We start from the raw sequence: 25,339 nt of genomic DNA on the forward strand, positions 1-25,339 counted from the left end.
GCACACCACGGTTCATTTCACCCCGACCGCCCAAACCGCTTGCGATACTCCGCCGGCGTCACCCCCACATGCTTCACGAACGCCCGCCGCAACGTATCTGCATTGGCAAACCCGCACAGCGCCGCCACCTGCTTCGGTGCCTCTCGCCCAGCCTCCAGCCGCGCCCGCGCAGCATTCACCCGCGCCAGCTCCACCCATGCGGCCGGGGTCATGCCCACATCACTCTGAAACACCCGTGCAAAATGCCTCGGGCTCAGCCCAACCCGCGCAGCCAGGCTGGCAACCCCGTGGTCCAGTGCAGGGTTGGCGGCCACGTAACGCTGCAACCCCTGCAATGCCGAACGCCCGACCGGTGAGGTGCCACCTTGCCGGCTGAACTGCAGCTGCCCGCCAGGCCGCTTGAAGTACATCACCAGGTGCCCGGCCACCTGCCTGGCAATGTCGCGCCCCAGATCCTCTTCGACCAACGTCAGTGCCAGGTCCAACCCGGCCGTTACCCCCGCAGCGGTACGCAGGTTGCCGTCATGTACCTGAATGGCATCGGCATCCACCTGTACCCGCGGATAACGCTCGGCCAACGGCTGCGCCACGGCCCAATGGGTGGTCACACGCCGGTCATCCAGCAACCCGGCAGCCGCCAGGGCAAACGCCCCCGTGCACACCGAGCCGTAACGCCGGCAAGCGCCCGCGCGTTGCCGCAGCCAGTCGAGAATGCCGGGGCGCAGGTATTGCTCGGCAGCCTGCGGCGTGCCGGCGACCAGCAAGGTGTCGATGGCTTCCAGGTCTTCGCCGATCCAGCCGTCGGCGACCAGGCGCGTACCGGAAGAGCTCACCAGTGGCCCCGGTTCGCAAGCCAGCAAAAGCAGGCGATAGGCGTCATGGCCGGCCTGGCGGTTGGCTTCGGCGAATACATCGAGCGGGCCGCAGGCATCCAGCAGTTGTACGCCAGGCATGGCCAGGATGGCGACCGTGATGGGGGAAAAGGGCATGGTGGCTCCGGGCGTTGCGCCGCAAGTCCGTAATCCGCCGACAATGGCAGTATTTGGCTGTATAAGTCAATTGAGGACACTGGCCCACGACCGCAGACTGGGCTCGTCATCAACCCACCCAGGAGCGACCATGTCCTCATCCATCGCCGGTATCCAGGTGCCCGACAGCGCCATGGCTCGGGAAATCACCGAGCTCGTCCGTGACACGGCTTCCCCTTTACTGTTCCACCACTCCAGCCGGGTCTTCTACTTCGCGGCCCTTGCCGGGCAGCGGCTGGGGCTGCGTTACGACAGTGAACTGTTGTACGCAGGCTGCATGTTCCATGACATGGGCCTGACCCATCAGCACAGCAGCGATTGCTGCCGCTTCGAGGTGGACGGTGCCAATGCGGCGCGCGATTTTCTCCAGCGCCACGGCGTGGACGAGCGCGATGTCGAGCGTGTGTGGACGGCGATCGCGCTGCATACCACGCCGGGTATTCCAGAGCACATGCACCCGCTGATCGCCCTGGTCACGGCGGGGGTAGAGACCGATGTGCTGGGGCTGCACCACGATGCGCTGGGGATTGCCGCGCGGGATGCCGTGGTCCAGGCGCACCCGCGTGGGGAGCGGTTCAAGGAGGCGATCATCCAGGCGTTTTACGACGGCATCCGGCACAAGCCGCAGACCACGTTTGGCAACGTGAAGGCGGATGTGATCGCGGACAAGGACCCTGCATTCCGGCCTGGGAATTTCTGCAGCGTCATTCGGCAGTCCTGCTGGGCGAGCTGAGTAAAGCGGGCTGGTGCTGCCGGTGTTGGCAGGCCCTGGTGCCTGTCAGCTAAACAGATTGGGGCCGCTTTGCGGCCCTTCGCGGGCGTGCCCGCTCCCACAGGTTGCGCATCAGATCAAACCGGTGCTCTCGAAGTGGGAGCTGGCACGTCGAGCGCAGAGTCCGCCGCCGAGCGCTCGCGATTCGCCACCCCGAACGGCACATGCACCATCGGCAAGTCCCCCGCCGGTGACTGCAGGTGGCTGCGCTGGTCATCAAAGAACACATGTGGCTTCAGTATCGACAGCACCCTGGGTTTTTCCATCCCGCCCAGAAAGAAGCACTCGTCCGGCGATACGCCCCAGTCCTTCAGCGTCGTCACCACCCGCTCATGCGAAGGGGCATTGCGCGCCGTCACGATGGCAATCCGCAAGATGCGCTTGTACGCCGGGTCTTCGGCCAACTTGCGGTCCTCGAGCATGCGAATCAGCGAAAGCTTGCGGTACAGGTCCGCCAAGGGCCCCGGCGAATGCGGGATCCCCTTGCGCACACGTTCATGCTCCTGAAACTCGTCCAGGTTGTCGTCGCGCTTGTACACGCGCTCGGCCTCGTCATCGGCAATCACCCCGTCAAAGTCGAAGGCCACCCGCAATTCGGTGTCGATCTCGTCATCGTAGATGCGTGTCGGCAGCACCCGCCCGGCGGGGTAGTTGGCGTCGATGGCTTTCTGTACATCTTCCTCGTTGGCACTTAGGAACAGCGAGGCATTGAACGCCGGGATGTACTCGTAGGGCGAGCGGCCCGACATGAATGCCGCGCGGGTGATGTCCAGCTGGTAGTGGTTGATCGAGCGAAACACCCGCAGGCCGGTCTCCGGCGAATTGCGCGACAGCAGCACCACCTCCACCGGCAACTGCTCGGGGAAGGCCTGGTTGATGCTCAGGAAGCGGCGAATGAACGGGAACGCCACGCCCTTGGGGAAGGGTTCGTCCAGGTTCTGCTGCTGGTGCTGACGGTAAGCCTCGACGCCCTCGGTCTGGTAGATGTCGTCCGAGACGGTGAGGTCGAACAGCGCACTCGAAGCAACGCCGATGACCAGTTTCTGTTCGATGGGGTAGGGCATGAAACGACTCCTGAGCGTGAGCTGAAGGCAAGTGTACCGCGCGCTTCGCGGCGCTGTTGGCGTCAGATCAGGATGTAGTCGTTACGCACCACCACCGGCTCATGCGCCCCTTCGGCCAGATGCACGAACTGCCCTGCCACCTGGTCGATCGCCAGGCAGTCGTCGACATCCAGCAAGGCATCGGTATGCGGCTTCAGCCAGTCCGCCTGCATGCGTTGCTTGCCCAGGGCCTTGGCCTCGGTCTTGCTGTGGGCGGTGACCAGCAGGTAGCGGTGGGCCTCGCCGAATACTTCGCGTTCATAACCACCGAGGTTGATGAAGTACAGGCGCAGCGCACCGGGGGCTGGGGCGTGCGGGCGCAGTTCGATGCGCTGGCCGTCGACACCATGCACTTCCAGCCATGAATCGATGTGCAAACCTTTCGGGCTGCCGAACCAGGCCTGGCGCAACTGCGGGTAGGCCTGTTCGAAGGTGTCGGCCAGGGCGAACACCACATCGTGAACTTCGATCTTGGCGCCGGGGTGGCGGCCTCCGAGCATGACGACGTAAAGCATGGGCGGTCCTTTGCGGGGCTAACGTAAGAATGCGGCATTGTACTGCCTGATTCGCGGATGCCGCTTTCATGGAACTGCACAGGACTCACTGAATTAGCATGGCCCCTGTGGGAGCGGCTTTAGCCGCGAACACCGGCGCAGCCGGTGCCAGGCACTGTGTTGGATTCTTCGCGGCTAAAGCCGCTCCCACAGGTACGCGTACCGTTTGCGCATTCAGTTCTCTGCGCGACAGCTCCGGCCTGACAGTTGCTCCACCAGAAAATCCACGAACACCCGCACCCGCGCCGGCATCGCCGGGCCGCCGACGAACACCGCATGGATCGGCTCGCGATCACCGGGGTTGTACGCCTCCAGCAACGGCACCAGCTGCCCGTTGGCCAGGTCATCGGCCACGGTAAAGGTACCGATGCGCGCCACGCCGGCGCCGAGCCTTGCCAACTGCGCCAGGGCCTCGCCGCTGCTGCATTCGATATTGCCCGTCACCTTCAATGAAAACGCCTGCCCGTCGCGACGGAACGGCCAGTCGGGTGCGGCGCGGCGGAAGTTGAAACGCAGGCAGTTGTGCCGGGCCAGGTCCTCTGGCACAAGCGGCGTACCGCAGCGCGCCAGGTACTCGGGCGAGGCGACGATCACCTGCCCGGTTTCGCCAATGGCACGGGCGCTCAACGAGCTGTCCGGCAGGTGGCCGAAGCGCAGCGCCACATCGGCCTGGCCGCCGAGAACGTCGGCCACTTCGTCGCTGAGGGTAAGGTCGACCAGCACCTGCGGGTAGCGCGCGCTGAACGCCGCCAGCAGCGGCACCACGGTCAGCCGGCCATGGCCCAGCGCTGCGCTGACCCGCAAGCGCCCGCGGGGCACACCCTGGTCGGTGATGGCCTCTTCCACTTCGAGCATGTCGGCCAGCACCCGCCGTGCACCACGCAGATACGCTTCGCCCTCGGGCGTGAGGGTGATCGCCCGGGTGGTACGCAGCAGCAGGCGGGTGCCCAGGCGCTGTTCGGTCCGCGCGAGGATGCGGCTCACCGCCGACGGCGTCAGGCCCAGCGCGCGGGCGGCGGCGGACAGGCTGCCCTCCTGGGCCACCTTGGCAAAGATTTCCATCTCTCCGGATCTTCCACTGAAGTCCATTTGTGCCTCTTGAGCAAAGGTGGTTCGCAAAAATGCAGTCTAGTGCGGCTCAGCTTCGGATCGTAGCATTTGCAGCACAGATAAGGAGCTTGCCATGCGTATCAATCCACCTCTTGTCGCGCTCGCCATCGGTGCCTTCGGCATCGGTGTCACCGAGTTCGCCCCCATGGGCATGTTACCCAGCATCGCCACCGATCTTGGCGTCTCCATCCCCGCAGCCGGGCTGTTGGTCAGTGCCTATGCGATCGGTGTGCTGATCGGTGCACCGCTGATGACCCTGGCCACGGTGAAGATCCCGCGGCGTCACCTGCTGATCGGGTTGATGGCCATCTTCACCCTCGGCAACCTGATGTCGGCCCTGGCCAGCGACTATGCCAGCCTGCTGGTCGCCCGTGTGGTCACCTCGCTGAACCACGGTGCGTTCTTCGGCATCGGTTCGATCGTCGCGGCCAGCGTGGTACCGCCCGAGAAGCGCGCCGGGGCCGTGGCCGCCATGTTCATGGGGTTGACCCTGGCCATCATCGGCGGTGTGCCGCTGGCGACCTGGTTCGGTGAAATGCTGGGCTGGCGCACGGCCTTCTGGGGCATCGCCGGGCTCGGCCTGGTGGCAATGACCACCCTCTGGTACGCACTACCCGATGTGCCGTCGCCCAAGGGTGGCGGGGCCATGGCCGAAATCCGCGTGCTCGGCCGCGGGCCGGTGCTGGCGGCATTGCTGCTGACCGTGGTGGGCTCCAGTGCGATGTTCACGGTATTTACCTACATCGCGCCGATCCTGCAGAGCGAGGCGGCAGCGTCCACCACCTTCGTCACGGCCATGCTGGTGTTGTTCGGTGTCGGCCTGACCTTGGGCAACGTGTGGGGTGGCAAGGCGGCGGACCGCTCGATCGACCGTACCCTGATGCTGTCGCTGGCCGTGCTGATTGCGGTGTTGCTGGTGTTCCCGCTGGTGATGGACTGGCCGCTGCCGACTGCGCTGGCGATCCTGGTGTGGGGCGCTGCCAGCTTTGCCCTGGTGCCGCCGCTGCAGATGCGGGTGATGGAGGCGGCCAAGGATGCGCCCAACTTGGCGTCGGCGGTGAATATCGGGGCGTTCAATCTGGGTAACGCGATTGGCGCGGCGCTGGGTGGGGCGGTGATCAATGCCGGGCTGGGGTATTCGGCGGTTTCCCTGGCGGGGGCGGCGATGGCGGTTTTGGGCCTGGTGATGGTGCTGCTGTTCGCTTGGCGGGGGCGGGCGGGGGCTGCGGCAAGTCAAGTTGCTGTGTAACAGGTGGAGATCTTCGGGGGCGCTTTGCGCCCCATCGCGACACAAGGCCGCTCCTACAGGAAACCGCGATTCCTTGTAGGAGCGGCCTTGTGTCGCGATGGGCTGCAAGGCAGCCCCACAGTCTTGCCCATCACGGCGTACCGTTACGGCCATGCAGGTGATAGGCCGGGCGCTCGCTCAGCCGTTCGTAATAATCGCGCACTGCCGGCAGGTGCGGGTGCTCGAAGGGCGTTTCGAACCAGCGGTTGACCGACAGGCCAATGGGGATGTCGGCCAAGGTGAACTGGTTGCCGGCCACATAGGCACCGGTACTTGCCAGCTGGCGGTCGAGAATATGCATGTAGCGCGCCCAGTCCGCGCAGCCGGCGGCCAGGGCCTGTGGGTCCTGGTGGGCCGGCGAGTGCCTGACCAGCGACATGAACGCGTAGCTCCAGGAACGGTTGAGGTCCGAGGCCTGCCAGTCGATCCACTGGTCGATCCTGGCCCGCGCCTGCGCCTCGCCCGGGTAGAACGCGGTGGCACCATAGCGCGTGGCCAGGTAGCGGATGATGCTGTTGGATTCCCACAGGGTGAAGTCGCCATCCTGGATCACCGGGATCATGGCGTTCGGGTTCAACGCAAGGAATTCGGCGCTGTCCGTGGGCTTGAAGCCCGCCCCCCAGTCTTCGCGCTCGAACGCGACCTCGAACTCGGCGCATGCCCACAGGACTTTTCGTACATTGATGGAGGAGGCTCTGCCCAATATCCGTAGCATGGTGTTCATCCTTGTGAGGGGAGATTGATCGTCCGTCACTGCCGCTTGCCGGTCAAGAGCCAGCGTGGTGGCGGAGCGTCCTCTTTGTAGGGTTCTTGTAGTCCATTTCCGAAAGTAAGCCTTTCCACCCCCAAGGTTATTGTGGCGGGGCAGGCAGCGCCCTAGTCTCGGCACCCTCGTAACCCGAGGAAATGGACATGGACAAAGACACTCCGAAAGAAAGCGGCAATCTCAATGTCGTGCGTGCAGCGGGCCGTTTTGGCAACGGCGGTGCCGAACTGGTGCAGATGAACGCGCAGTTGCCGATGCGCACGGCATTGATGGAGGCCTCGAGCATCATGGGCTGCATTACCGAACTCACCCGCAAGGCCATCGACCGGCCCGGTGACCGCAAGGCGATGATGCAGGCCACGTACTACCTGGCAGGCATGGCCAAGGCGCTGATCGACGGCCAGTTGCAGCAGTTGCGCCAGGCTCGGGGAGGCGAGCAGGAGCCTTAGTCAGGCTTGCCTGGGGACCATGAACTTGGCACCCTTGGTCAGTTTGAATCTCTGTATCACGACAGAAGGAAGTTCGCATTGAGCTGGGACAAGGTGGGGAAACTCCTCGTAGCCGTGCTGCTTGGCCTGATGGTCCTGCTGGCCGCCTATGGGTTGCTCTGGGGCAACCCGCGCCTGGAGGCATCGCTGACCTATGCCTATCTCACCTATCCCAGCCAGTTCAGCGAACGCATCACCAAAGCCAGCGAACAGCTCAAGTACGAGCAGTTGCAGGGGCGTATCAATGCCATAAGCGAGGGCGGGCTGAGCCACGATCAGGTCGAGCGGCTGATCGAAATGGCCCAGGCGCCGTATGCCCAGCTGTTCGCCAAGCCCTTCGAGGCCGGGCTGGTCGACCACCGTACCGGTCTGCTCATCGAGCTGCGCAACCGTGGTGATGCGCAGGTGCGCCAGGTGAAAATCCGCCTGCCGGCCAAAGGCCTGGTGCAGGTGCGCGATGCAGCTGGCAATGACACCATCGTGGAAACCTCCACCATGCAAGCGGATATCCCCACCATCGAGCCGGGTGGCGTATGCAAGGTATGGGTGTATTTCGATGCAGACTATTCGCAGATCCGCCAGGGCGGGGTCAGCATCAGTCACGCCGATGGCAAGGCTGACATACAGGTTTACCGCGAGGTCATCGGGTTCCCGGCCTGGGTAGCCCGTTACAGCCGCGAGCTGATGGTGCTGCTGGGCGTATTGGCGGCCAGCGTGCTGGGCCTGGGGTATGCCTGCCTGTCGCGCCGTAACCCGCACTGAACGCCTAACCTGCAGGAGCAGCCTTGTGCTGCGAAGAGGCCGGTACGAGCGATACACATTTTTGGTCAGTACCGGCCTCTTCGCAGCACAAGGCTGCTCCTACAGGTCAGTGCCCCATGGCACTGATAGTCAGTGAATCGCCACGGGGTTGGTGTTCTTGCCGGTCAACAACCACCCTCGTGCAGCGCCAGGCTCTGGCGCAACTGCACGAGCATGGCCTGTCGCAATGCCTGCGGCGCCTGCACGCGGATCGAGCCGGCCTGGGACAGCAGCCAGCCCATCAGCGAGCGGTTGTCGTCGACGGTAGCTACCAGGGTGGCACCACCTTCCGCCTGCAGCGTCAGTTGCATATCTGGCGACAGTGGCGACGCCTCAAGGCGCCGGGCAAGGGCATCATCGACCCAGGCGTGCAACTCGACCTGTTCCGCAGGTGTGAGCGCATCGGGCTGCAGCTGTTGCGCTTCGCCAGGGCTCAGGCCCGCTTGCCAGTACCAGCCGTAGGGCATGCCTTTGCTGTTGCACTGCAGCGGGAACAGTGCCGCGAGTTCGACCAGGTCGCGTTCGACCGTGCGTTTGCTGGTGATATAGCCAACGGTGGTCAGGGCGGCCTGCAACTGGGTGGAACTCATCCCCGGGTGACGGCCTGGCAGCAGCTTTAGCAGCTGCCACTGGCGGGCGATGGTGTGGCGGGTAGGGTGGCTGGGCAAAGGGCTCGTCCTTGAAGGCAGGCACGAAGCCTGCCTAAGTAGTGGCGTTTAGCTATTGCTCAGCATACCTTGTAGCAGAATGGGATCCAAGTTTTCGCATTTGGCGTTCAGTCCAGGCGCGTCACCCATTTGCCTGTGCCTTGGCCCTCTTTCAGCTGCCGCAGAGCCTGTGGCAAAGCCGAGAAGGTGAACTCGCGGCGCTGTGGCGCGATCAGGCGACCATCGGCAATGGCCTGCAGCAATTTTTCACCGGCCACGCGCAGGGCTTGGCGGTCTGCCAATTGGCCGTAGGCATGAATGCTGTTGAGCGCCACTTCATGCAGCGAGATCGCCGTGCTGAAAGCGGGCGTTGGTGCGGTTTCCTGGCGGTCCTGGATGCACACGAGGTGTCCGTTGTAGCCGAGCAGGTGGGCCAGGCTGCCGGCATGGGCGCCGCTGACGGTGTCGAACAGGGCATGCAGCGGGCGCTCGCCCAAAGCGGCCTGCAGTTGGCTCTGCCAGTCGGCGTCGTGGTAGTCGAACACCCCGCTCACACCGAGGGCCTTGAGCGAGGCGTGGTGGTGTTGGCCGGCACTGGCCCACACGCGCAGGCCACGCTGCGTGGCCAGCTGCGCGAGGTAGAATCCCACCGCGCCACCGGCGCCGATCACCAGCACGTCGCGGCTGGCACCTTCGGGTACCTTGGCCAAGGCCTGCCAGGCGGTCAGGGCGGGGCAGGGCACGGTGGCCGCGGCTGTGTCGCTGAGCGCGCTGGGGATATGCATGACCAGGCTTGCATCGAGCAGGCAGTGCTCGGCAAAACTGCCGTCACGCGCCAGCGATTGGTGGTAGGCGACGCGGCTGCCCAACGGCATGTCGACGCCTGCGCCAACCGCGACTACCACACCGGCGCCATCCACGCCCGGGACCGTGCCCTGTTGCCAGGCCGGGTGGCCCCACTCGCAGATTTTCCAGTCCACCGGGTTGAGGGCAATGGCGCGGTTGGCCACCAGCACCTCACCGGGGCCGGGTTGTGGCACGGGTTTACGCAGCAGTTGCAGGCCGTCGAGGCCGGCGTTCGGGGTCCAGGCCCAGGCTTGATGATCGGTTGGCATGGTGCGGGTCCTTTCGAGACGGGTGTGGGCGGCAGGCTAGCGGGGATCGGGCGTGGGAAAAAGGTGCGGTGAGGGCAAGGTGTTTTGACTGGAGGACAAAAAAGCGGGGCCGCTGGGCGGCCCATCGCAGGCAAGCCAGCTCCCACAGGTACAGCACCAGCCTGGAGCCTGTGCAATTCCGGTGGGAGCAACTGTCTTTAGAAATTTATTTTCAAGCGTGCCATTCGGGCAGGGCTTCGCCCTCCATTCGCGGGCAAAACAAAAGATTGACCCTTTCGCAACAGCCCAATCGCAACCTTTGCTTTCAGATCAAAACTCATTGTCCCGCGCCCATCTTTTTCCCGTCCCCACGTTCCCCCGAGAATCCACCCATCCCAACCTTCCACAGGTGATTCTCAAATGCCTCTCGCCTTGTTAGCCCTGACCCTGGCGGCTTTCGCCATCGGCACCACGGAGTTCGTGATCGTCGGCCTCATCCCGACCATCGCCAATGACCTGGCAGTGACACTGCCTTCGGCCGGCCTGCTGGTAAGCCTTTACGCCCTCAGCGTCGCCATCGGCGCGCCCCTGCTCACCGCCATGACCGGCCGCGTCCCGCGCAAGCTGCTGCTGGTCGGCCTGATGGCGCTGTTCACCGCCGGTAACCTGGTGGCCTGGCAGGCGCCCAGCTACGAATCGCTGATCATGGCGCGCATCCTCACCGGCCTGGCCCACGGGGTGTTCTTCTCGGTGGGCTCGATCATCGCCACCAGCCTGGTGCCGAAAGAAAAAGCCGCCAGCGCCATCGCCACCATGTTCAGTGGCATGACCGTGGCCTTCGTCACCGGTATCCCGCTGGGTACCTTCATCGGCCAGCACTTCGGCTGGCGCGTGACTTTCCTGGTGGTGGCTGCCTTCGGCCTGGTAGCGCTGCTCGGCGCACTGCTGTTCGTGCCCAAGCGCATCCAGCACAGCCAGCCGGCACCGCTGCTGCGCCAACTGGGGGTGATGCTGCAACCGCGCCTGCTGCTGGTGTATGCCATGACTGCCGTGGGTTACGGCGGCTCGCTGATCGCCTTTACCTTCCTTGCCCCGATCCTGCAGGACATCGCCGGCTTCGGCGCCAACAGCGTCGCCCTGGTGCTGCTCGCCTACGGCGTTTCGGTTGCCCTGGGCAACATCTGGGGCGGCCGCCTGGCCGACCGCAAAGGCCCGGTCAAGGCACTGTCGATCATCTTCCTGCTGCTGGCCGTGGTGCTGCTGGCGCTGACCTTCACCGCGCCGCATCCGGTACTGGTGGTAATCACCGTACTGGCCTGGGGCGCGGTGGCCTTCGGCAATGTGCCGGGCCTGCAGGTGTACGTGGTGCAGCAGGCGGAAAAGGTCGCCCCCGACGCAGTCGACGTGGCGGCCGGTTTCAACATCGCCGCATTCAACCTGGGTGTGGCCGGTGGCTCCTGGGGCGGTGCCCAGGTGGTGCAACAGCTCGGCCTTGGCCACACCCCATGGATTGCCGCGCTGGTCACCCTCGGTGCCCTGGCCCTGACCCTGTACAGCGGCCGCCTCGACCGCCGCGTACCTGCCCAGCCACAACCTGTCGTCAGCCGCGCCTGACCCCTGATTCGCCTTACGGAGATGCTCGCAATGCCTCAAGATCCACTGTTCCAACCCCTGCAATTCGGCGCCCTTAACCTGCCCAACCGCGTGCTGATGCCGCCGATGACCCGCTCCCGCGCTGCCCAGCCTGGCGATGTACCGACCGCGCTGATGGCCGAGTACTACGCACAACGCGCCAGTGCCGGGCTGATCGTCAGTGAAGGCACCTGGATCTCGCCACTGGGCAAGGGTTACGCCCGCACCCCGGGTATCCACACCCAGGCGCAGATCGACGGCTGGCGCCTGGTCACCGAGGCTGTGCATGCCGCGGGCGGGCGCATGTTCGCCCAGCTCTGGCACGTCGGCCGCCTCAGCCACAGCAGCCTGCTTGGTGGCCAGGCACCGGTGTCGTCCTCGGCGATGCAGGCCGAAGGCGTGAATGTGTTCATCGACAATGCCGATGGCACGCCAGGCTTTGTCCAGGCTTCCAAGCCGCGCGCGTTGAGCGAAGCGGAAATTGCCGAGATCATCGAGCAATACCGCCAGGCTGCGCGCAACGCCATGGCCGCCGGTTTTGATGGTGTCGAGTTGCACGCGGCCAACGGTTACCTGGTCAACCAGTTCCTCGATTCCGGCGCCAACGACCGCACCGACCGTTTCGGCGGTTCGCTGGAAAACCGCCTGCGTTTCCTCGACCTGGTCACCCGTGCGCTGGTCGAAGGCACCGGCGACGCCCAGCGCGTAGGCGTACGCCTGGCGCCGCTGACCACGCTCAATGGCTGTGTCGACGCCGACCCGGTCACCACCTATACCGCAGCGGCCAAGCGCCTGGGCGACATCGGCATCGGCTACCTGCACATTGCCGAAGCAGACTGGGATGACGCGCCGGACATGCCGGTGGACTTCAAGCAACAGCTGCGGGCGGTGTTCCCCGGGGTGATGGTGTATGCCGGCAAATACACCGGCGAACGTGCACGGCGCGCGCTGGAGGAGGGCTGGGCTGACCTGATCGGCTTCGGCCGGCCATTCGTGGCCAACCCGGACCTGCCGGCGCGGCTGAAGCTGAATGCGCCCCTGGCCGAGCACGAACGGGCCACGCTGTTCGGTGGTGATGCCCATGGCCTGACCGACTACCCGGCATTGGCAACAGCCTGACCCCGATCGCTCCTCATGGAACTGCAAGTGACTCATTGAGTTAGCAGGGACCCTGTGGGAGCGGCTTTAGCCGCGAACACCGGCGCAGCCGGTGCCATGCGCCGCGGTGGATTCAAAGGGCTGGGCGATCTCCCCCAAACACGGCATTTCGCCTGACGTGTCTCACCTCTGTGCTTGAGCAGTGACGACTTGTTTGTGTCCTATATATAGACCAAAATATGGCTCTCTATTGAGGGTGCAAACATGCAAAACATATTCGCTGACGTGGCCGTAAGCGTGTCGGAACTGAAAAAGAACCCATCCGCGGTGATGACCGGCGCTGCGGGTATGCCCGTCGCTGTGCTCAATCACAACCGCGTGATGGGTTACATGGTGCCGGCCGAACTGTACGAGGCCATGATGGAACGCTTGGAAGATCTCGAATTGAGCGAACTGGCCAAGTCGAGGTTGGGTGAAAAAGGCGTACCGGTATCCCTGGATGACCTATAACCTCGAATTCCTGCCTTCGGCACTGAAAGAGTGGGGCAAGCTAGGCCGCACCGTGCGCGAACAGATCAAGAAAAAACTCGCCGAGCGCCTGCAGTCACCCAAGGTACAGGCCGACGCGCTGCGTGACCTGCCGAACCACTACAAAATCAAGCTCAAGGCCTCTGGATATCGCCTCGTCTATCGAGTCGAGGACGAGCGGATCGTTGTAGTGGTGGTATCGGTTGGCAAACGCGAGCGTAGCGAGGTGTATCGATCCGCTCAGAAGCGGTAAACGCCATCATGGCCATCAACCAAACGCCGCACGCTGCCAATGCGCCTCGCTTATGATCGCAATGTTCGCACCCGCTTCCCTGATTTCCACGGCTTTCTTGATCTTCGTGCCATAACTGCTGTGCAGCCACTGCTCGTTGCCAATACTGCCAATGACCAGGTAGTGGGTCTTCTTGTTCACCCCCGCGGCGATTGAACCCCCACGTTCGACTACCAGCGCTTCGCATGCTTTGCGAGGCCCGTAAGCCATTGTGCCGGTAAACAGGAACATGCGGCCTGTCCACTCCAGTGTGGGTTCGGGGTTATCGAGTGGCAGTGAGGTGGGTGAAGAGAATGGGTTGTCGCTGCAGCGCGGCTTGCCGGTGAACTGCTGCAATAGCTCAAGCAGTTCAGCCGACTCGGAAGCATCCAGCATATTGTCTTTGAGCATGTCGCTCAGGCGCCGGTACAGCAAATTGATGACCGGATCCTCAAGATGAACGAGTTGCTGCTCCATCCATCCTTTGAGGAACTCGGCTTCTTGTTGATTGACCTGATTGTCAGCAGTCAGGCCCGCAGCGATTCCAATCAACCCATCAACCGAGCGCTGCGCGATCCGCGCTTCGTGAAAAAAGCGGCTGTTCTGAAATTCCTGATGAAGATCGACCATTCCCTGTTCCTCGTTGCTATTCCATCAGCATCACAGCGTTGGCGTATTTTTCCTGGTCCGGTGTGAACGTTGTCAGCATGCCGGTGTGATTACAGGTCAGGGTGAGCTCTGTTCGCGTATCGATGAACAGATCCTCGCCGCGAAGGCCCTGCCATTGCGCCAGGTACTTGAACGAACCGTACTTCATCGGTTTCTTCAATGCGCGATCATGGCCACCTTTCCAACCTAGCACCGGGAGTGCGCCATCGGCGCAGTGCCGGGCAAGTTCTGGCTGGGCCAGAGCCCGCTCACGGCCAATCTCCCAGCAGCGGATCAAGCCCTCGTCGGGCCCCTTCCATGCTTCTTCCCAAGTGATCAAGGGGCGGATGGGGTGATGAATAGGACGTCGAATGACCCCGGTAGCTCGATCCATGACTGAGATTGTCCGTAATGTTCAGTTGGTCTGGATGCTACTAATTGGCCACTATCGTGTCCAGTGCTCGTCGACCCCAGCTCTGCGTTCAGTCAAGGCTGTGCTGCAACGCCTCGATAAACACCTCTTCCGCGCGGCTGAAGCGCTGCTCCCTGTTCCACAACAGGTGGATATCCACATCGGCAATCCCTTCCTGCGGCGGCAGCTTCCACAGCAACCCGGCGTCTACATCCGGCGCTACCACATGCTCGGGCAGGCAACCTATGCCAAACCCGGCAATCACCAGCCGGCGTACCTCCTCAAGGCTTGGTGACGAGGCCACGATCCGCCCGGCAAACCCCTGCTGATCGCGGAAAATGGTCAGTGGCGACAGCATGCCGCCAATCTGGTCACTGGTGAAACTGACGAAGTTCTCGCGCTGCAGATCGCCCTCGTCCTGGCCAAATAATGCGTGGTGCTTGCCACAGAAGAACGCATAGCGCTGGCGCAGGAACAACCGTTGCTCCAGCCGTGGCTGCGCACGCCGGTTAAGGCTGAGGCCCGCCGTGGCGGTTTTTTCCTGCAGGGCGGCAACGATGTCGGAGCTGCGCATCACGTCGATCTCCAGCTCCACCCGCGGGTGCTGGCGGTGGAAGTCGGCGAGGAAGTCGTCGAAGTGTTCGTTGACGATACGGCTGATCATCAGCAGGCGTACCTTGCCCACCAGTTCGTCCGCCGGCTGCTCCAGCAAGCCGCCGATCTGCGACATCTGCCCATAGACCTCGCCAGCCAGCTGGAACAGCTGCTCGCCCATTTCCGTCAGCACGAAGCGCGGCCCGCGGCGGGCGATCAGTTGGCGGCCAAGCTGTTCTTCAAGGCGCTTGAGCGCCTGGCTCACTGCCGGTTGGGTGAGGTGCAGGCGGGCGGCCGCGCGGCTGATGGACAGCTCCTGGCCGATGACCCGGAAGGTGCGCAGCAGGTTCCAGTCGAGGCGGTCGTTGAGCAGACGGTCGGGCATGGCAGGGCTCGATAATAAGCAAGGCTAATATTTCGAATAATAAATAGAAAATTGACTAATCATAGCCCCGGGCCGATAAATCGCAGATATCGAGGCCTGCCGAATCGGTGTTGGCTTCTTCGCGGGTAAACCCGCTCCCACAGGTACGCCACTGATTTCGAAGTCTGTGGCGTACCTGTGGGAGCGGGTTTACCCGCGAAAGGGCCGGACCTGCCTCAAGGCATGCCAGGCAACTCATGCGGCCGCAGGTCGAATACCAGCACCTCGGCATCCACCCCGTTGCCCAGCTCCAGCACCTGTTCCTGCCTCACTCGCACCCCATCCCCTTCATTCAGCAATTGCCCATTGAGCTCGATGCTGCCCCGGGCCACATGCACATAGGCATGGCGGTTTTCCGGCAAGGTCAGGATGGCACGCTCGTCACCGTCGAACAGGCCGGCATACACCCGCGCATTCTGCCGTACCTGCAATGACCCCTCGGCGCCATCCGGCGAGATGATCAGGCGCAGCTTGCCGCGCTTTTCTTCGGCACTGAAATGCTGTTGCTGGTAACGCGGCGTTGCCCCCTGCACGTTCGGTACGATCCAGATCTGCAGGAAGTGCACCGGCTGCACCTGGCTGTGGTTGAACTCGCTGTGGGCCACGCCGTGGCCAGCGCTCATCAGCTGCACATCGCCCGGGCGGATCACCGAGCCGGTGCCCAGCGTGTCCTTGTGCTCCAGCGCGCCTTCCAGCACGTAGGAGAAAATCTCCATGTCGCGGTGCGGGTGTTGACCAAAGCCCTTGCCGGGGATGACGCGGTCGTCGTTGATCACCAGCAGGTCCGAGAACCCTTGCTCGTCCGGGTTGCGGTAGTGGCCGAAGGAGAAGGTGTGGAACGATTTCAGCCAGCCATGAAAGGCCAGGCCGCGGTCTTTGGCGTTGCGTACGGTGAGCATGACGGGTCTCCTGAACCGGCAGGGCGCCAGGCCCTGCCGCATGCGTGGATGAGGTTACTGCAGGTGCACTTTCAGCTCGCCGGCGGCCTGGCGCATGGCCGCTTGCACGGCCGGCACCTGATGCAGCGGGTTGAGCAGCCCGTAGTCATGGATCATGCCGTTGTAGCGCACCGAGGTAACGGTCACCCCGGCAGCATTCAGTTTACGAGCATAAGCCTCACCTTCATCGCGCAGCACGTCGAACTCGGCCGTTTGCACCAGGGCCGGCGGCAGGCCCTTGAGCTGTTCACTGCTGGCCCGCAGCGGCGAGGCGTAGATCTGTTCCCGTGCCTTGGCATCGGTGGTGTAGTTGTCCCAGAACCACTTCATCATCCCGGTGGTCAGGAAGTGCCCCTCGGCAAACTGCTTGTACGACGCAGTTTCGAAGCTGGCATCGGTCACCGGCCACAGCAGCAGCTGGAAACGCAGGGCCGGGGTGCCGGCCTCTTTGGCTTTCAAGGCCACTACTGCCGCCATGTTGCCGCCGACGCTGTTACCGGCCACGGCCAGGCGCTTGCCGTCCACGCCAATTTCCTTGCCATGCTCGGCCACCCAGCGGGTGGCGGCGTAGGCCTGGTTGATCGCGGTCGGGTAGTGCGCTTCCGGCGATGGGGTGTAGTCGACGTAGACCGCCACTGCGCCAGAGCCAACCACCAGGTCGCGGATCAGCCGCTGGTGGGTCGGGAAATCGCCGAGCACCCAGCCGCCACCGTGGAAGAACATGAACACCGGCAGGTCACCCTTCACGTTGGCCGGGCGCACCACTTGCAGTTTGATCGACTCGCCGTTGGCCTGGATGGTGCGTTCCTTCACCTCGATACCCGAGAGATCGACTTTGACCGAGGCCTGGGCACCGGTCAGCACCGCGCGGGCGTCTTTCGGGCTGAGCTGCTCCAGTGGCTTGCCGCCGCCTTGTTCCAGGGCTTCGAGGAAGGCCTGGGTGTGCTGTTCGATACCCGGGCTGCCAGCAGCGAAGGCGCTGGAAACGGACAGGGCCAGAAGGGAAGCGGTAAGGGTTTTGTGGACAATGTTCATGAGCGAATCCTTTTCTGTTGAATGTTGGTAGTGGGCGTCTTGCCTGGCCTTCAGGGCCATCGCTGCGACTTGTGCGTAGATTAGGGAGATGCGCTGATGGGAAAAAGCCGCTATAACGCGTTTGACTGTCACCAAGAGCGAGACAATGAACCCTTACGAAGACATGCGGATCTTTGCCCAGGTCATGGAAGCTGGCAGTTTCACTGCGGCTGCCGACCGCCTGGGGATGTCCAAGCAATCGGTCAGCCGGCGCCTGATGCAGCTTGAGGAGCGCCTGGGCGTGCGCCTGCTCAACCGCTCCACCCGGCGCCTGGATGCCACGCCGCTGGGCCAGCACTACTACCAGTCGGCGTTGCGCCTGCTCGGCGAAGTGCAGCAGGTGGAGCACGACATCAGCGGCCAGGCCCAGGCTTTGCGTGGCACCCTGCGTCTGAGTGCGCCGCTGTCGTTCGCCATGGCGCACCTGGGGTGCCTGCTGACCGAGTTCCTGCAGTTGCACCCGCAGGTGGATGTGGAGGTGGATTTGAGCGACCGCGCAGTGGACCTGATCGGCGAGGGCTATGACCTGGCGCTACGGATTGGTGCGCTGGAGGATTCCAGCCTGATTGCGCGGCGCATTGCCAGTGTCGAGCGGGTGTATTGCGCTAGCCCGGCGTACCTGAAGGCTCGGGGCGTGCCGGCCAGGCCGGAGCAACTGGCTGGGCATGATTGCCTGCCGTATGGTCATTCGCGGCAGGTGCAGTGGCAGTTCCGCCAGTGCGGCAAGGTACAGGCGATCCAGGTAGTCGGGCGGATGCGGGCTAACAATGGCGAGCTGCTCAGGGATGCGGCGATTGCCGGGATGGGGGTGACTTATCTGCCAACCTTCATCGTGGGACAGGCGTTGGCGGATGGGCGACTGGTGAAAGTGCTGGATGAGTGGCGGCCGCCAGCACTGCAGTTGTCGGCGGTGTACCCCCAGCACCGGCAGGTGGCGCGGCCGGTTCAGGGGTTTGTGAACTTCCTGCGTGAGCGCTTGGTGCAGCTCTGACCTTCGGTACCGAGTGAGCTTCTTCGCGGGCACGCCCGCTCCCACAGGTACTCCAGAGCCCCCAAGCCGAGTGGTGACCCTGTGGGAGCGGGCGTGCCCGCGAACACCGGCGCAGCCGGTGCCAGCCACCGCGTTGGCTTCTTCGCGGGCCTGCCCGCTCCCACAGGTACTCCACAGCCCCAAGCCCAGTGATGAACCTGTGGGAGCGGGTTTACCCGCGAAGAGGCCGGTGCAGGTCAACGCATCAGTTCATCTAGCCCGACCCACCCACCATCGAACTCATCCATGGCATCCAGCACCGCTTCACGGAAATACGCCAGCGATGCCCGATCAAACAGCAACTGCAGCGCCGGCCTCTCATCGCTCCCCACATTCAGCACGATCACGTTGATCCGCGCCGCCGAGGTCTGCGCCACCGCCCCAACGGGAAACGCCCGGGCGCGCAAGTCCACCCCGCACAACTTGGCCATCACCGCGCTGCAATGCACCCCCGAGAGCTGCAGCCAGGCATGACTATCCTGGCGCGGCAGCAGGTAGTTGCGCCGGGTATCCTGCACCCACCCGGCCTCTTCGGCAGCCACCCGTGCACCGCCGTCGGCCAGGCTGCCTAGCAACAGGTACTCGGTCTGTGACAAGCGCGCTATCCAGCCACCGTCTTCCTGGCGCACGGCCTGGTTGGGTAGCGACGGCAAGCGGTAGCCACGCGCCTGCAGGCAAGCGGCACTGTCGCCCCCGCGAAACCCGACCCGTGCCAGATCGGTCAGGTCAGTCAACGCGCAGGTATGCAGCAGTTCGGCCTGCGGGCCGGGTGAAATAAAAGCTTTGGCTTGCAAACTGGTCATCGCTCAGAGCTCCTGGCGCAGGTTGTCGGGATCGTGGAACGGCAGTGGCACCACTTTGGCATTGACCATCACACCGCCCTCAACGCGGATCGGGATGTGCATGCCAGGCGTGGCCTGATGGGCACCGGCGTAAGCCAGGCCAATGATCTGCCCCAGGGTTTGCGAGTATTCGCAGGATGTGACGTTGCCGCTGATGTCCGCCCCATCCAGCACCAGATGCCCCTCCAGCGGCTGCGGGCTGCCCTTGGGCAGGGTGAAGCCGACCAGTTTGCGCTTGAGCGGCTGCGCTTCGAGGATCTCGATCGAGCGTTTGCCGACGAAGAATGGCTTCTTGCGGCCGATGGCCCACTGCATGTCGATCTCCGCCGGGTGGGTCATGCCGTCGGTGTCCTGGCTGATGATCACGTGGCCCTTTTCCAGGCGCAGCAGGCGTTGGGTCTCGACGCCGAACGGGCGAATGCCCAGCCCCGCGCCAGCCTGCATCAAGGTATCCCACAGGCGCTCGGCGTGGCGCGCCGGCACGTGCACTTCGTAGCCCAGTTCACCCACAAAGCCCACCCGCAGGATGCGCGCGGCAATGCCGGCCACTGTGCCCTGGCGTACGCCGAGGTAAGGGAAGGCCTCGGCCGACAGGTCCACATCGTCACACACCTTGGCCAGCACCTGGCGTGACAGCGGCCCGGCCAGGTTGACCGCGGCCAGCGCGGCGGTGACGTTGGTAATGTCCACATCCAGGCGCCATTGCGCATTCCACTTCAGCATCTGCTGGTAGATGCGGTCGACGCCGCTGGTGGTGGCGGTGACGTAGAAGTGCTGCTCGCCCAGCCGGGCGCACACGCCGTCATCGATCACCACGCCATGCTCGTTGGTCATCAGCGCGTAGCGGGTGCGGCCGATGGCCAGCTTGGCGAAGCCGAAGGTGTAAAGGCGCTCCAGCAGTTCGGCGGCGTCGGGGCCGCGCACATCCAGGCCACCGAGGGTGGAAACGTCGATCAGGCCGACCTTCTCGCGCACATGGCGGGCTTCCTCCTGCATGCAGCGTTCGCGGTCCTCGGGCTTGCCATAATAGGCCGGGCGCTGCCAGATGCCGGCCGGCATCATCTTCGCCCCGGCTTCCAAGTGGCGGCGGTGCATGGGCGTTTGCCGGTACGGGTCGAAGGCGCGGCCGGCGACGTGGGCCAGTTTTTCCGCCTGGAACGGTGGCCGGGCGGTGGTCACCCCGGTTTCGCTGATGCTGCGCCCGGTGGCGTGGGCCACCAGGCGGGCGGTCGGCAGCGCCGAGTGGCGGCCCTGGGACGGGCCCATGCCGACCGTGGAGAAGCGCTTGACCAGTTGCACATCGCGGTAGCCGCTGCGCGTGGCGTTGACGATGTCGCGCACTTGCAGGTCTTCGTCGAAGTCGACGAAATCCTTGCCCTTGGGGTGGGAGAAGATCGGCCAGGGGAAGTTGACCTTGGCTTCGGCACTGAACACTGGCTGCACCGGCGCTTCCAGGCCCAGCGCTGCCAGCGCATCGGCAGCCCCGCGAGTGGCGTCGGCCAGTACATTACCCAGAGCGTGACGGCCGTTCACCGAGCCGGCGATGTCCAGCCCGGCCGGCAGGTTGCTGATGGCGAACTCGTCGCGGTTGACGTCGTAGGCCAGCTTGCCGCCAGCCTGGCACGGCAACTGGTACACCGGCATGTAGCCTGCCGACATGCACAGCAGGTCGCAGGCCAGGCGCAGGCCATGCGGGCCGACCTTGCCCTGGCCGGTGATCGGGCGAATATCCACGCCACTCACGTGGCGCATGCCCGCTTCGTGCAGGGCTTCGTACACGGTGCTGCCCAGGTGCACGGGTATATCGCGGCGCTTCAGTTCTGCGGCCAGTGCGGCATCGGCTGGCGCAGCGCGCATGTCGACCACCGCGGCCACGGCCACGCCTTGCTCCTGCAGGTCGAGGGCGGCGAGGTAGCCGTCATCGTGGCCGGTGAGGACTACCGCGCGCTGGCCCGGCTTGACCGCGTACAGCTTCATCAGCCGCTGCACGGCGCTGGTCAGCATGACCCCCGGCAGGTCGTTGTTGCGGAACACCACCGGCTGGTCGAACGAGCCGGCCGCCACCAGGCAGCGGATGGCGCGCACCTTGTACAGGCGTTTGTGCTGGATCACCGGCAGGTAGTTGTCGGTGAACCAGCCGTTGCAGGTGGCGTCCAGCAGCACCTGGATGTTCGGGTGGCCCTCGACGGCAGCCAGCAGTTCCTGGCGCAGGCTGGTGGCGCGGGTGCCGGCAATGTCGAAGCGGGCGTAGGTGAGCGAGCCGCCAAGTACCGGCTGTTGCTCGATCAGCAACACCTTGGCCCCGGCATTGGCCGCGTCCAGTGCCGCACGCAGGCCAGCCGGGCCAGCGCCGATCACGGCCAGATCGACGAACAGATAGGCCTTGTCGTAGTACTGCGGCCTGAAGCCTAGGTCGAGCACGCCCAGGCCGGTCTTCTTGCGGATCAGCGGCTCCCACACCTTCCACATGCCCTTGGGCTTGTAGAACGAGCGGTAATAGAAGCCCACCGGCATGAAGCGCGAAAACTTGCCCAGGTAGGCGTCGCGATCGTGCGCCAGGCTACCGTTGAAGTTCTGCCCTTCGACTACCTGGCCATCGCGGGCGGCTTCCAGGTCGGCCAGCACATTGGGCTCGTCCGGCAGCTGCACCAGGGTGTTGGCATCCTGCCCGGCCATGCTCAGCGGGCCGCGCGGGCGGTGGTACTTGAACGAGCGCGACAGCAGCCAGCGGCCACTGCCGAGCAGGGCGCTGGCGATGCTGTCACCGGCAAAGCCCTGGCAGGCCTGGCCGTCGAACTGGAAGTGCAGGGGCCGCTCGCGGTCGATCAGCAGGCCCATGGGCGCGGGGAGGCGAGTGTGGCTGTTCATCCGGCAATCTCCGGGGTGGCGGCGGGGGTGAAGTCGACGCGGCGGTCGAACAGTTCTTTCGGGTCAAAGGTGCGCAGCACCTGGTCGCTCACGGTGTGGCGTTCGGCCAGGAACCAGTAGCTGGAGGCATTGTGCAGCCACCACTCGGTCACCACCCCGGCCAGGTTGTCGCTGTTGAACACATAGTCGGCCCATTGCGCATCGCTGCAGCTGGCCGGGTCGGGCATGTGCCTGAATTCGCCGCCGTAGGTGAACTCGCTGATATTGCGCGGGCCGTTCAAGGGGCAGGTCAGGATCTTCATCGTCGTCGCTCCTTAGTGGCTGGCCGCTGTGGCGCCCATTTCGTTGACTTGCTGGAAGCGGCTGAAGCGCTCCAGGGCAAAGGGTGCGATCAGTTCCGGCACCTTGCCGCCACTGGCGACCAGCTCGGCCATGGTCTTGCCGCAGATCGGCGTGGCCTTGAAACCCCAGGTGCCCCAGCCGGCATCCAGGTAATAGTTGCGCACCGGCGACAGGCCCATGATCGGGCTGTAGTCCGGGGTCATGTCGGTGATCCCGGCCCACTGGCGCATCAGCTTGGCGTTGGCCATGAACGGGAACATCTCGATGGCGTGTGCCAGCAGGCTCTCCTTGAGGTCGAGGGTGGAGCGGGTGTTGTACAGCGGGTAGGGGTCGGAGCCGCCGCCAAAGACGATCTCGCCGCGGCTGGTCTGCTGCACGTAGCAGTGCAGCGCCGAGGAGCTGACCAGCGGATCGAGAAACGGCTTGAACGGCTGGGTGACCATGGCCTGCAGCGGGTAGGTGTGGATCGGCGCACGAATGCCGGCCTTGGCCATCAGCAGCGAACTGGCCCCGGCCACGGCCTGTACCACGCAACCGCACTGCACGGTGCCACGGTTGGTCTTCACCGCCTCGATGCGGCCATTTCGGATCAGCAGGTCCTGCACTTCGGTCAGCTGGTGGATCTCGACGCCGCGCTTGGCAGCCTGCTTGGCGTAGCCCCAGGCCACCGCGTCGTGGCGGGCGGTGGCACCATCGATGTGCCAAAGGCCGGCGAGTACCGGCAGGTGACCGGGGTCGAGGTTCAGGCTCGGCACCAGCTCGCGGATCTGCTGGCGGTCGATCATTTCAGTGCGCCCGCCAAAGTGCTTGTTGACCTCGGCGCGCTGGCGAAAGGCGCGCACGGTGGCGTCGGTGTGCGCGAGGGTGAGCTGACCGCGCTCGGAATACATGATGTTGAAGTCGAACTCGTTCGACAGGTTCTGGAACATGCGCACCGATTCTGCGTAGAAGCGCACACCCTCACTGGTGAGGTAGTTGGAGCGGATCACCGCTGTGTTGCGCGCAGTATTGCCGCCGCCCAGGTAGGCCTTCTCCAGCACGGCGACATTGGTGATGCCATGGTACTTGGCCAGGTAGTAGGCGATGGCCACGCCGTGGCCGCCGCCGCCGATGATCACCACGTCATAGCGTGGCTTGAGTTCGCACGGTGGTGGCAGGTCGACCTCCACCGGGTAGTCGGCGCTCAGGCCGTATTTCAGCAGGGCGAAAGGCATGCGGTGCGCTCCTGGTGGGCGGCCTGTTGTTGCAGGTCGAGGGCGAGCAGGGTGTTTTTCATCAGGTAGGCGATGGTCATCGGGCCGACGCCGCCGGGTACCGGGGTGATGCCGGCCACCTGGGGCAGGGCGGCGGCGAAGTCGACATCGCCGACCAGGCGGCTGTGGCCGCCTTCGTCGATGCGGTTGATACCGACATCGATCACCACCGCGCCAGGCTTGAGCCAGTCGGCACCGATCAGCCGTGGCTTGCCCACTGCGGCCACCAGGATGTCTGCCTGGCGACACAAGGCCGGCAGGTCGCGGCTGCGCGAATGCACCACGGTCACCGTGCAGTCGGCCTGCAGCAGCAGGGCGGCCATGGGCTTGCCGACGATGTTCGAGCGGCCGACCACCACCGCATGCTTGCCACGCAGTTCGCCACAGGCATCGCGCAGCAGGCGCATGCAGCCGCTGGGCGTGCACGGGGTGAGCACATCGCGGCCCTGGGCCAGGCCGCCGACGTTCTCGCTGTGGAAGCCGTCCACATCCTTCAGTGGGCTGATCGCCTGGAGCATGCGGTGTTCGTCGATATGGGCCGGCAACGGCAGTTGCACGAGGATGCCGTTGACCTCGGTGTCGCGGTTGAGGCGGTCGATCAGGGTCAGCAGCTCGGCCTGGCTGGTGTCTGCGGGCAGGCGATGCTCCAGCGAGCGGATGCCCACCTCTTCGGCACGCAGCACCTTGTTGCGCACGTACACCTGGCTGGCAGCGTCGGCGCCGACCAGCACCACCGCCAGGCTCGGTTGCACGCCGCCCTGGCGCAGCTCCTGCACCTGCTCGCGTACCTCGGCCAGCACCCGCGTCGCGGTGGCCTTGCCGTCGATCAGCTTGATACCGGGAGTGGCGTTCATTTGAAGATCACCGTGCGGTCGTGGTTCAGGAACACCCGATGCTCCAGGTGGTATTTCACGGCGCGGGACAGGGCGATGGTCTCGGTGTCGCGGCCGATGGCCACCAGGTCATCCGGTGCGTAGGCATGGTCCACGCGCTGCACTTCCTGCTCGATGATCGGGCCTTCGTCGAGGTCGCTGGTGACGTAGTGGGCGGTGGCACCGATCAGCTTCACCCCGCGCTGGTAGGCCTGGTGATAAGGCTTGGCGCCTTTGAAACCGGGCAGGAACGAATGGTGGATGTTGATCGCCCGGCCCGACAGCTGGCGGCACAGGTCGTCGGAGAGGATCTGCATGTAGCGCGCCAGCACCACCAGTTCGGTACCGGTGTCCTCGACGATGCGCAGCAGCGCGGCTTCCTGTTCGGCCTTGGTGTCCTTGCTGACCGGCAGGTAGACGAAACGGATGCCCTGGCGCTCGGCCATCGGGCGCAGGTCCAGGTGGTTGGAGACCACGGCGGTGATCTGCATGTCCAGCTCGCCCTTGGCATGGCGGTACAGCAGGTCGGACAGGCAGTGGTCGAACTTGCTCACCATCAGCAGCACGCGCATCGGCCGGGCACTGCTGTGCAGGCTCCACTGCATGTCGAAGCGCTGGGCGACATCGGCAAAGCCGGCTTCCAGCTGCGGTGTGTCACCCGTGACACCGGTGTTGTAGCGGAACACCGCGCGCATGAAGAAGCGCCCGTTGTCCTCGTCGTCGAACTGCGCCATCTCGCTGATGTAGCAACCGTGCTCGGCCAGGTAGGTGGTCACCGCGGCTACGATGCCGGACACGGCCGGGCAACTGACGCGCAGGATGAAGTGATCGGGAGCGGGATGCATGTCGGATAGGCCTCGTG

The 25,339-nt window shown here is 64.4% G+C and carries 27 protein-coding genes; 9 read left to right on the forward strand and 18 right to left on the reverse strand.

Features of this window, described 5'->3' with window-relative positions:
• Nucleotides 1-17: 17 nt before the first annotated feature.
• The gene (locus RR51_RS23395; protein WP_039614822.1) at nucleotides 18-989 is read right to left on the reverse strand and encodes a GlxA family transcriptional regulator; all 972 of its coding nucleotides are present in this window, start codon (nucleotides 987-989) and stop codon (nucleotides 18-20) included.
• Nucleotides 990-1,119: 130 nt separating this feature from the next.
• Between RR51_RS23395 and RR51_RS23400 the strand changes: the two genes are divergently transcribed.
• Nucleotides 1,120-1,761, forward strand: a complete 642-nt coding sequence (locus tag RR51_RS23400) for an HD domain-containing protein (protein ID WP_039614823.1) — start codon at nucleotides 1,120-1,122, stop codon at nucleotides 1,759-1,761.
• 116 nt (nucleotides 1,762-1,877) lie between these two features.
• On the opposite strand, the gene RR51_RS23405 is transcribed toward RR51_RS23400, so the two are convergent.
• From RR51_RS23405 to RR51_RS23415, 3 genes are all read right to left on the reverse strand, one after another.
• On the reverse strand, nucleotides 1,878-2,864 hold the full coding sequence (locus tag RR51_RS23405; protein ID WP_013972027.1) for a 5'-nucleotidase: 987 nt from the start codon (nucleotides 2,862-2,864) through the stop codon (nucleotides 1,878-1,880).
• Nucleotides 2,865-2,926: 62 nt separating this feature from the next.
• Nucleotides 2,927-3,418 (reverse strand): DUF1543 domain-containing protein, encoded by a 492-nt coding sequence (locus RR51_RS23410; RefSeq protein ID WP_039614824.1) that lies wholly within the window; start codon nucleotides 3,416-3,418, stop codon nucleotides 2,927-2,929.
• Nucleotides 3,419-3,631: 213 nt separating this feature from the next.
• Nucleotides 3,632-4,546 carry a LysR substrate-binding domain-containing protein gene (locus RR51_RS23415; protein WP_039614825.1) on the reverse strand — a complete coding sequence of 305 codons (915 nt, stop codon included), beginning with the start codon at nucleotides 4,544-4,546 and terminating at the stop codon, nucleotides 3,632-3,634.
• A 94-nt stretch (nucleotides 4,547-4,640) separates the two neighbouring features.
• Between RR51_RS23415 and RR51_RS23420 the strand changes: the two genes are divergently transcribed.
• On the forward strand, nucleotides 4,641-5,816 hold the full coding sequence (locus RR51_RS23420) for an MFS transporter (RefSeq protein WP_039614826.1): 1,176 nt from the start codon (nucleotides 4,641-4,643) through the stop codon (nucleotides 5,814-5,816).
• Between the two features lie 130 nt (nucleotides 5,817-5,946).
• Here RR51_RS23420 and RR51_RS23425 read toward each other — a convergent pair whose 3' ends face one another.
• Complete coding sequence (locus RR51_RS23425) at nucleotides 5,947-6,570, reverse strand: glutathione S-transferase family protein (RefSeq protein WP_039614827.1); 624 nt, start codon at nucleotides 6,568-6,570, stop codon at nucleotides 5,947-5,949.
• 197 nt (nucleotides 6,571-6,767) lie between these two features.
• Here RR51_RS23425 and RR51_RS23430 point away from each other — a divergent pair, with 197 nt between their 5' ends.
• Both RR51_RS23430 and RR51_RS23435 read left to right on the forward strand, forming a co-directional pair.
• The gene (locus tag RR51_RS23430; protein ID WP_015269932.1) at nucleotides 6,768-7,070 is read left to right on the forward strand and encodes a DUF3077 domain-containing protein; all 303 of its coding nucleotides are present in this window, start codon (nucleotides 6,768-6,770) and stop codon (nucleotides 7,068-7,070) included.
• A 78-nt stretch (nucleotides 7,071-7,148) separates the two neighbouring features.
• Entirely contained in the window at nucleotides 7,149-7,871 is a 723-nt protein-coding gene (locus RR51_RS23435; RefSeq protein ID WP_039614828.1) for a hypothetical protein, read from the forward strand.
• A 164-nt stretch (nucleotides 7,872-8,035) separates the two neighbouring features.
• Here RR51_RS23435 and RR51_RS23440 read toward each other — a convergent pair whose 3' ends face one another.
• Complete coding sequence (locus tag RR51_RS23440; protein WP_039614829.1) at nucleotides 8,036-8,578, reverse strand: WYL domain-containing protein; 543 nt, start codon at nucleotides 8,576-8,578, stop codon at nucleotides 8,036-8,038.
• Nucleotides 8,579-8,685: 107 nt separating this feature from the next.
• Complete coding sequence (locus RR51_RS23445) at nucleotides 8,686-9,672, reverse strand: zinc-binding dehydrogenase (protein ID WP_039614830.1); 987 nt, start codon at nucleotides 9,670-9,672, stop codon at nucleotides 8,686-8,688.
• Between the two features lie 399 nt (nucleotides 9,673-10,071).
• On the opposite strand from RR51_RS23445, the gene RR51_RS23450 reads away from it, so the two are divergent.
• From RR51_RS23450 to RR51_RS23465, 4 genes are all read left to right on the forward strand, one after another.
• Complete coding sequence (locus tag RR51_RS23450; protein ID WP_039614831.1) at nucleotides 10,072-11,265, forward strand: MFS transporter; 1,194 nt, start codon at nucleotides 10,072-10,074, stop codon at nucleotides 11,263-11,265.
• Between the two features lie 30 nt (nucleotides 11,266-11,295).
• Complete coding sequence (locus RR51_RS23455; RefSeq protein ID WP_039614832.1) at nucleotides 11,296-12,402, forward strand: alkene reductase; 1,107 nt, start codon at nucleotides 11,296-11,298, stop codon at nucleotides 12,400-12,402.
• 243 nt (nucleotides 12,403-12,645) lie between these two features.
• A complete protein-coding gene (locus RR51_RS23460) occupies nucleotides 12,646-12,891 on the forward strand; it encodes a type II toxin-antitoxin system Phd/YefM family antitoxin (RefSeq protein WP_013972043.1) in 246 nt (81 codons plus the stop codon).
• Nucleotides 12,881-13,162 carry a type II toxin-antitoxin system RelE family toxin gene (locus tag RR51_RS23465; protein WP_039614833.1) on the forward strand — a complete coding sequence of 94 codons (282 nt, stop codon included), beginning with the start codon at nucleotides 12,881-12,883 and terminating at the stop codon, nucleotides 13,160-13,162. The genes RR51_RS23460 and RR51_RS23465 overlap by 11 nt, the downstream gene beginning before the upstream one ends.
• A 15-nt stretch (nucleotides 13,163-13,177) precedes the next feature.
• On the opposite strand, the gene RR51_RS23470 is transcribed toward RR51_RS23465, so the two are convergent.
• From RR51_RS23470 to RR51_RS23490, 5 genes are all read right to left on the reverse strand, one after another.
• Nucleotides 13,178-13,810, reverse strand: a complete 633-nt coding sequence (locus tag RR51_RS23470) for a BRCT domain-containing protein (protein ID WP_039614834.1) — start codon at nucleotides 13,808-13,810, stop codon at nucleotides 13,178-13,180.
• Nucleotides 13,811-13,826: 16 nt separating this feature from the next.
• Nucleotides 13,827-14,222, reverse strand: coding sequence for a hypothetical protein (locus RR51_RS23475; protein WP_023662326.1), 396 nt, complete (start codon nucleotides 14,220-14,222; stop codon nucleotides 13,827-13,829).
• Nucleotides 14,223-14,310: 88 nt separating this feature from the next.
• Nucleotides 14,311-15,219, reverse strand: a complete 909-nt coding sequence (locus RR51_RS23480; RefSeq protein ID WP_013972045.1) for a LysR family transcriptional regulator — start codon at nucleotides 15,217-15,219, stop codon at nucleotides 14,311-14,313.
• 215 nt (nucleotides 15,220-15,434) lie between these two features.
• Entirely contained in the window at nucleotides 15,435-16,157 is a 723-nt protein-coding gene (locus RR51_RS23485; RefSeq protein WP_039614835.1) for a pirin family protein, read from the reverse strand.
• Nucleotides 16,158-16,211: 54 nt separating this feature from the next.
• Nucleotides 16,212-17,231 carry an alpha/beta hydrolase gene (locus tag RR51_RS23490; RefSeq protein WP_024087356.1) on the reverse strand — a complete coding sequence of 340 codons (1,020 nt, stop codon included), beginning with the start codon at nucleotides 17,229-17,231 and terminating at the stop codon, nucleotides 16,212-16,214.
• 145 nt (nucleotides 17,232-17,376) lie between these two features.
• Here RR51_RS23490 and RR51_RS23495 point away from each other — a divergent pair, with 145 nt between their 5' ends.
• Nucleotides 17,377-18,261 carry a LysR family transcriptional regulator gene (locus RR51_RS23495; protein ID WP_039614836.1) on the forward strand — a complete coding sequence of 295 codons (885 nt, stop codon included), beginning with the start codon at nucleotides 17,377-17,379 and terminating at the stop codon, nucleotides 18,259-18,261.
• Nucleotides 18,262-18,497: 236 nt separating this feature from the next.
• Here the strand turns inward: RR51_RS23495 and RR51_RS23500 are convergent, their stop codons facing one another.
• Genes RR51_RS23500 through purU form a run of 6 tightly spaced genes read right to left on the reverse strand, consistent with a single transcriptional unit; the run spans nucleotide 18,498 to nucleotide 25,322 of the window.
• On the reverse strand, nucleotides 18,498-19,103 hold the full coding sequence (locus tag RR51_RS23500; RefSeq protein ID WP_039614837.1) for a sarcosine oxidase subunit gamma: 606 nt from the start codon (nucleotides 19,101-19,103) through the stop codon (nucleotides 18,498-18,500).
• Between the two features lie 3 nt (nucleotides 19,104-19,106).
• Nucleotides 19,107-22,010, reverse strand: coding sequence for a 2Fe-2S iron-sulfur cluster-binding protein (locus RR51_RS23505; RefSeq protein ID WP_039614838.1), 2,904 nt, complete (start codon nucleotides 22,008-22,010; stop codon nucleotides 19,107-19,109).
• Nucleotides 22,007-22,312, reverse strand: coding sequence for a sarcosine oxidase subunit delta (locus RR51_RS23510; protein WP_013973145.1), 306 nt, complete (start codon nucleotides 22,310-22,312; stop codon nucleotides 22,007-22,009). Before RR51_RS23510 ends, RR51_RS23505 begins: the two co-directional genes overlap by 4 nt.
• Before the next feature lie 12 nt (nucleotides 22,313-22,324).
• A complete protein-coding gene (locus RR51_RS23515) occupies nucleotides 22,325-23,566 on the reverse strand; it encodes an FAD-dependent oxidoreductase (protein ID WP_039614839.1) in 1,242 nt (413 codons plus the stop codon).
• Nucleotides 23,548-24,459, reverse strand: coding sequence for a bifunctional methylenetetrahydrofolate dehydrogenase/methenyltetrahydrofolate cyclohydrolase FolD (folD, locus tag RR51_RS23520; RefSeq protein ID WP_039614840.1), 912 nt, complete (start codon nucleotides 24,457-24,459; stop codon nucleotides 23,548-23,550). Before folD ends, RR51_RS23515 begins: the two co-directional genes overlap by 19 nt.
• Nucleotides 24,456-25,322, reverse strand: a complete 867-nt coding sequence (gene purU, locus RR51_RS23525) for a formyltetrahydrofolate deformylase (protein WP_013973142.1) — start codon at nucleotides 25,320-25,322, stop codon at nucleotides 24,456-24,458. Before purU ends, folD begins: the two co-directional genes overlap by 4 nt.
• Between the last annotated feature and the right edge of the window lie 17 nt (nucleotides 25,323-25,339).

Origin of the sequence: Pseudomonas sp. C5pp (assembly GCF_000814065.1) — a bacterium.
GTDB lineage: Bacteria > Pseudomonadota > Gammaproteobacteria > Pseudomonadales > Pseudomonadaceae > Aquipseudomonas > Aquipseudomonas asiatica.

What these genes read in the sequence shown, in the direction of transcription:
- purU (WP_013973142.1), bottom strand. Translation starts at nt 25,322, where the DNA reads ATGCATCCCGCTCCCGATCACTTCATCCTGCGCGTCAGTTGCCCGGCC.
- RR51_RS23405 (WP_013972027.1), bottom strand. Translation starts at nt 2,864, where the DNA reads ATGCCCTACCCCATCGAACAGAAACTGGTCATCGGCGTTGCTTCGAGT.
- RR51_RS23415 (WP_039614825.1), bottom strand. Translation starts at nt 4,546, where the DNA reads ATGGACTTCAGTGGAAGATCCGGAGAGATGGAAATCTTTGCCAAGGTG.
- RR51_RS23425 (WP_039614827.1), bottom strand. Translation starts at nt 6,570, where the DNA reads ATGCTACGGATATTGGGCAGAGCCTCCTCCATCAATGTACGAAAAGTC.
- RR51_RS23505 (WP_039614838.1), bottom strand. Translation starts at nt 22,010, where the DNA reads ATGAACAGCCACACTCGCCTCCCCGCGCCCATGGGCCTGCTGATCGAC.
- RR51_RS23495 (WP_039614836.1), top strand. Translation starts at nt 17,377, where the DNA reads ATGAACCCTTACGAAGACATGCGGATCTTTGCCCAGGTCATGGAAGCT.
- RR51_RS23500 (WP_039614837.1), bottom strand. Translation starts at nt 19,103, where the DNA reads ATGACCAGTTTGCAAGCCAAAGCTTTTATTTCACCCGGCCCGCAGGCC.
- RR51_RS23455 (WP_039614832.1), top strand. Translation starts at nt 11,296, where the DNA reads ATGCCTCAAGATCCACTGTTCCAACCCCTGCAATTCGGCGCCCTTAAC.
- RR51_RS23485 (WP_039614835.1), bottom strand. Translation starts at nt 16,157, where the DNA reads ATGCTCACCGTACGCAACGCCAAAGACCGCGGCCTGGCCTTTCATGGC.
- RR51_RS23430 (WP_015269932.1), top strand. Translation starts at nt 6,768, where the DNA reads ATGGACAAAGACACTCCGAAAGAAAGCGGCAATCTCAATGTCGTGCGT.
- RR51_RS23450 (WP_039614831.1), top strand. Translation starts at nt 10,072, where the DNA reads ATGCCTCTCGCCTTGTTAGCCCTGACCCTGGCGGCTTTCGCCATCGGC.
- RR51_RS23490 (WP_024087356.1), bottom strand. Translation starts at nt 17,231, where the DNA reads ATGAACATTGTCCACAAAACCCTTACCGCTTCCCTTCTGGCCCTGTCC.
- RR51_RS23420 (WP_039614826.1), top strand. Translation starts at nt 4,641, where the DNA reads ATGCGTATCAATCCACCTCTTGTCGCGCTCGCCATCGGTGCCTTCGGC.
- RR51_RS23460 (WP_013972043.1), top strand. Translation starts at nt 12,646, where the DNA reads ATGCAAAACATATTCGCTGACGTGGCCGTAAGCGTGTCGGAACTGAAA.
- RR51_RS23465 (WP_039614833.1), top strand. Translation starts at nt 12,881, where the DNA reads ATGACCTATAACCTCGAATTCCTGCCTTCGGCACTGAAAGAGTGGGGC.
- RR51_RS23395 (WP_039614822.1), bottom strand. Translation starts at nt 989, where the DNA reads ATGCCCTTTTCCCCCATCACGGTCGCCATCCTGGCCATGCCTGGCGTA.
- RR51_RS23475 (WP_023662326.1), bottom strand. Translation starts at nt 14,222, where the DNA reads ATGGATCGAGCTACCGGGGTCATTCGACGTCCTATTCATCACCCCATC.
- RR51_RS23445 (WP_039614830.1), bottom strand. Translation starts at nt 9,672, where the DNA reads ATGCCAACCGATCATCAAGCCTGGGCCTGGACCCCGAACGCCGGCCTC.
- RR51_RS23410 (WP_039614824.1), bottom strand. Translation starts at nt 3,418, where the DNA reads ATGCTTTACGTCGTCATGCTCGGAGGCCGCCACCCCGGCGCCAAGATC.
- folD (WP_039614840.1), bottom strand. Translation starts at nt 24,459, where the DNA reads ATGAACGCCACTCCCGGTATCAAGCTGATCGACGGCAAGGCCACCGCG.
- RR51_RS23470 (WP_039614834.1), bottom strand. Translation starts at nt 13,810, where the DNA reads ATGGTCGATCTTCATCAGGAATTTCAGAACAGCCGCTTTTTTCACGAA.
- RR51_RS23510 (WP_013973145.1), bottom strand. Translation starts at nt 22,312, where the DNA reads ATGAAGATCCTGACCTGCCCCTTGAACGGCCCGCGCAATATCAGCGAG.
- RR51_RS23480 (WP_013972045.1), bottom strand. Translation starts at nt 15,219, where the DNA reads ATGCCCGACCGTCTGCTCAACGACCGCCTCGACTGGAACCTGCTGCGC.
- RR51_RS23400 (WP_039614823.1), top strand. Translation starts at nt 1,120, where the DNA reads ATGTCCTCATCCATCGCCGGTATCCAGGTGCCCGACAGCGCCATGGCT.
- RR51_RS23515 (WP_039614839.1), bottom strand. Translation starts at nt 23,566, where the DNA reads ATGCCTTTCGCCCTGCTGAAATACGGCCTGAGCGCCGACTACCCGGTG.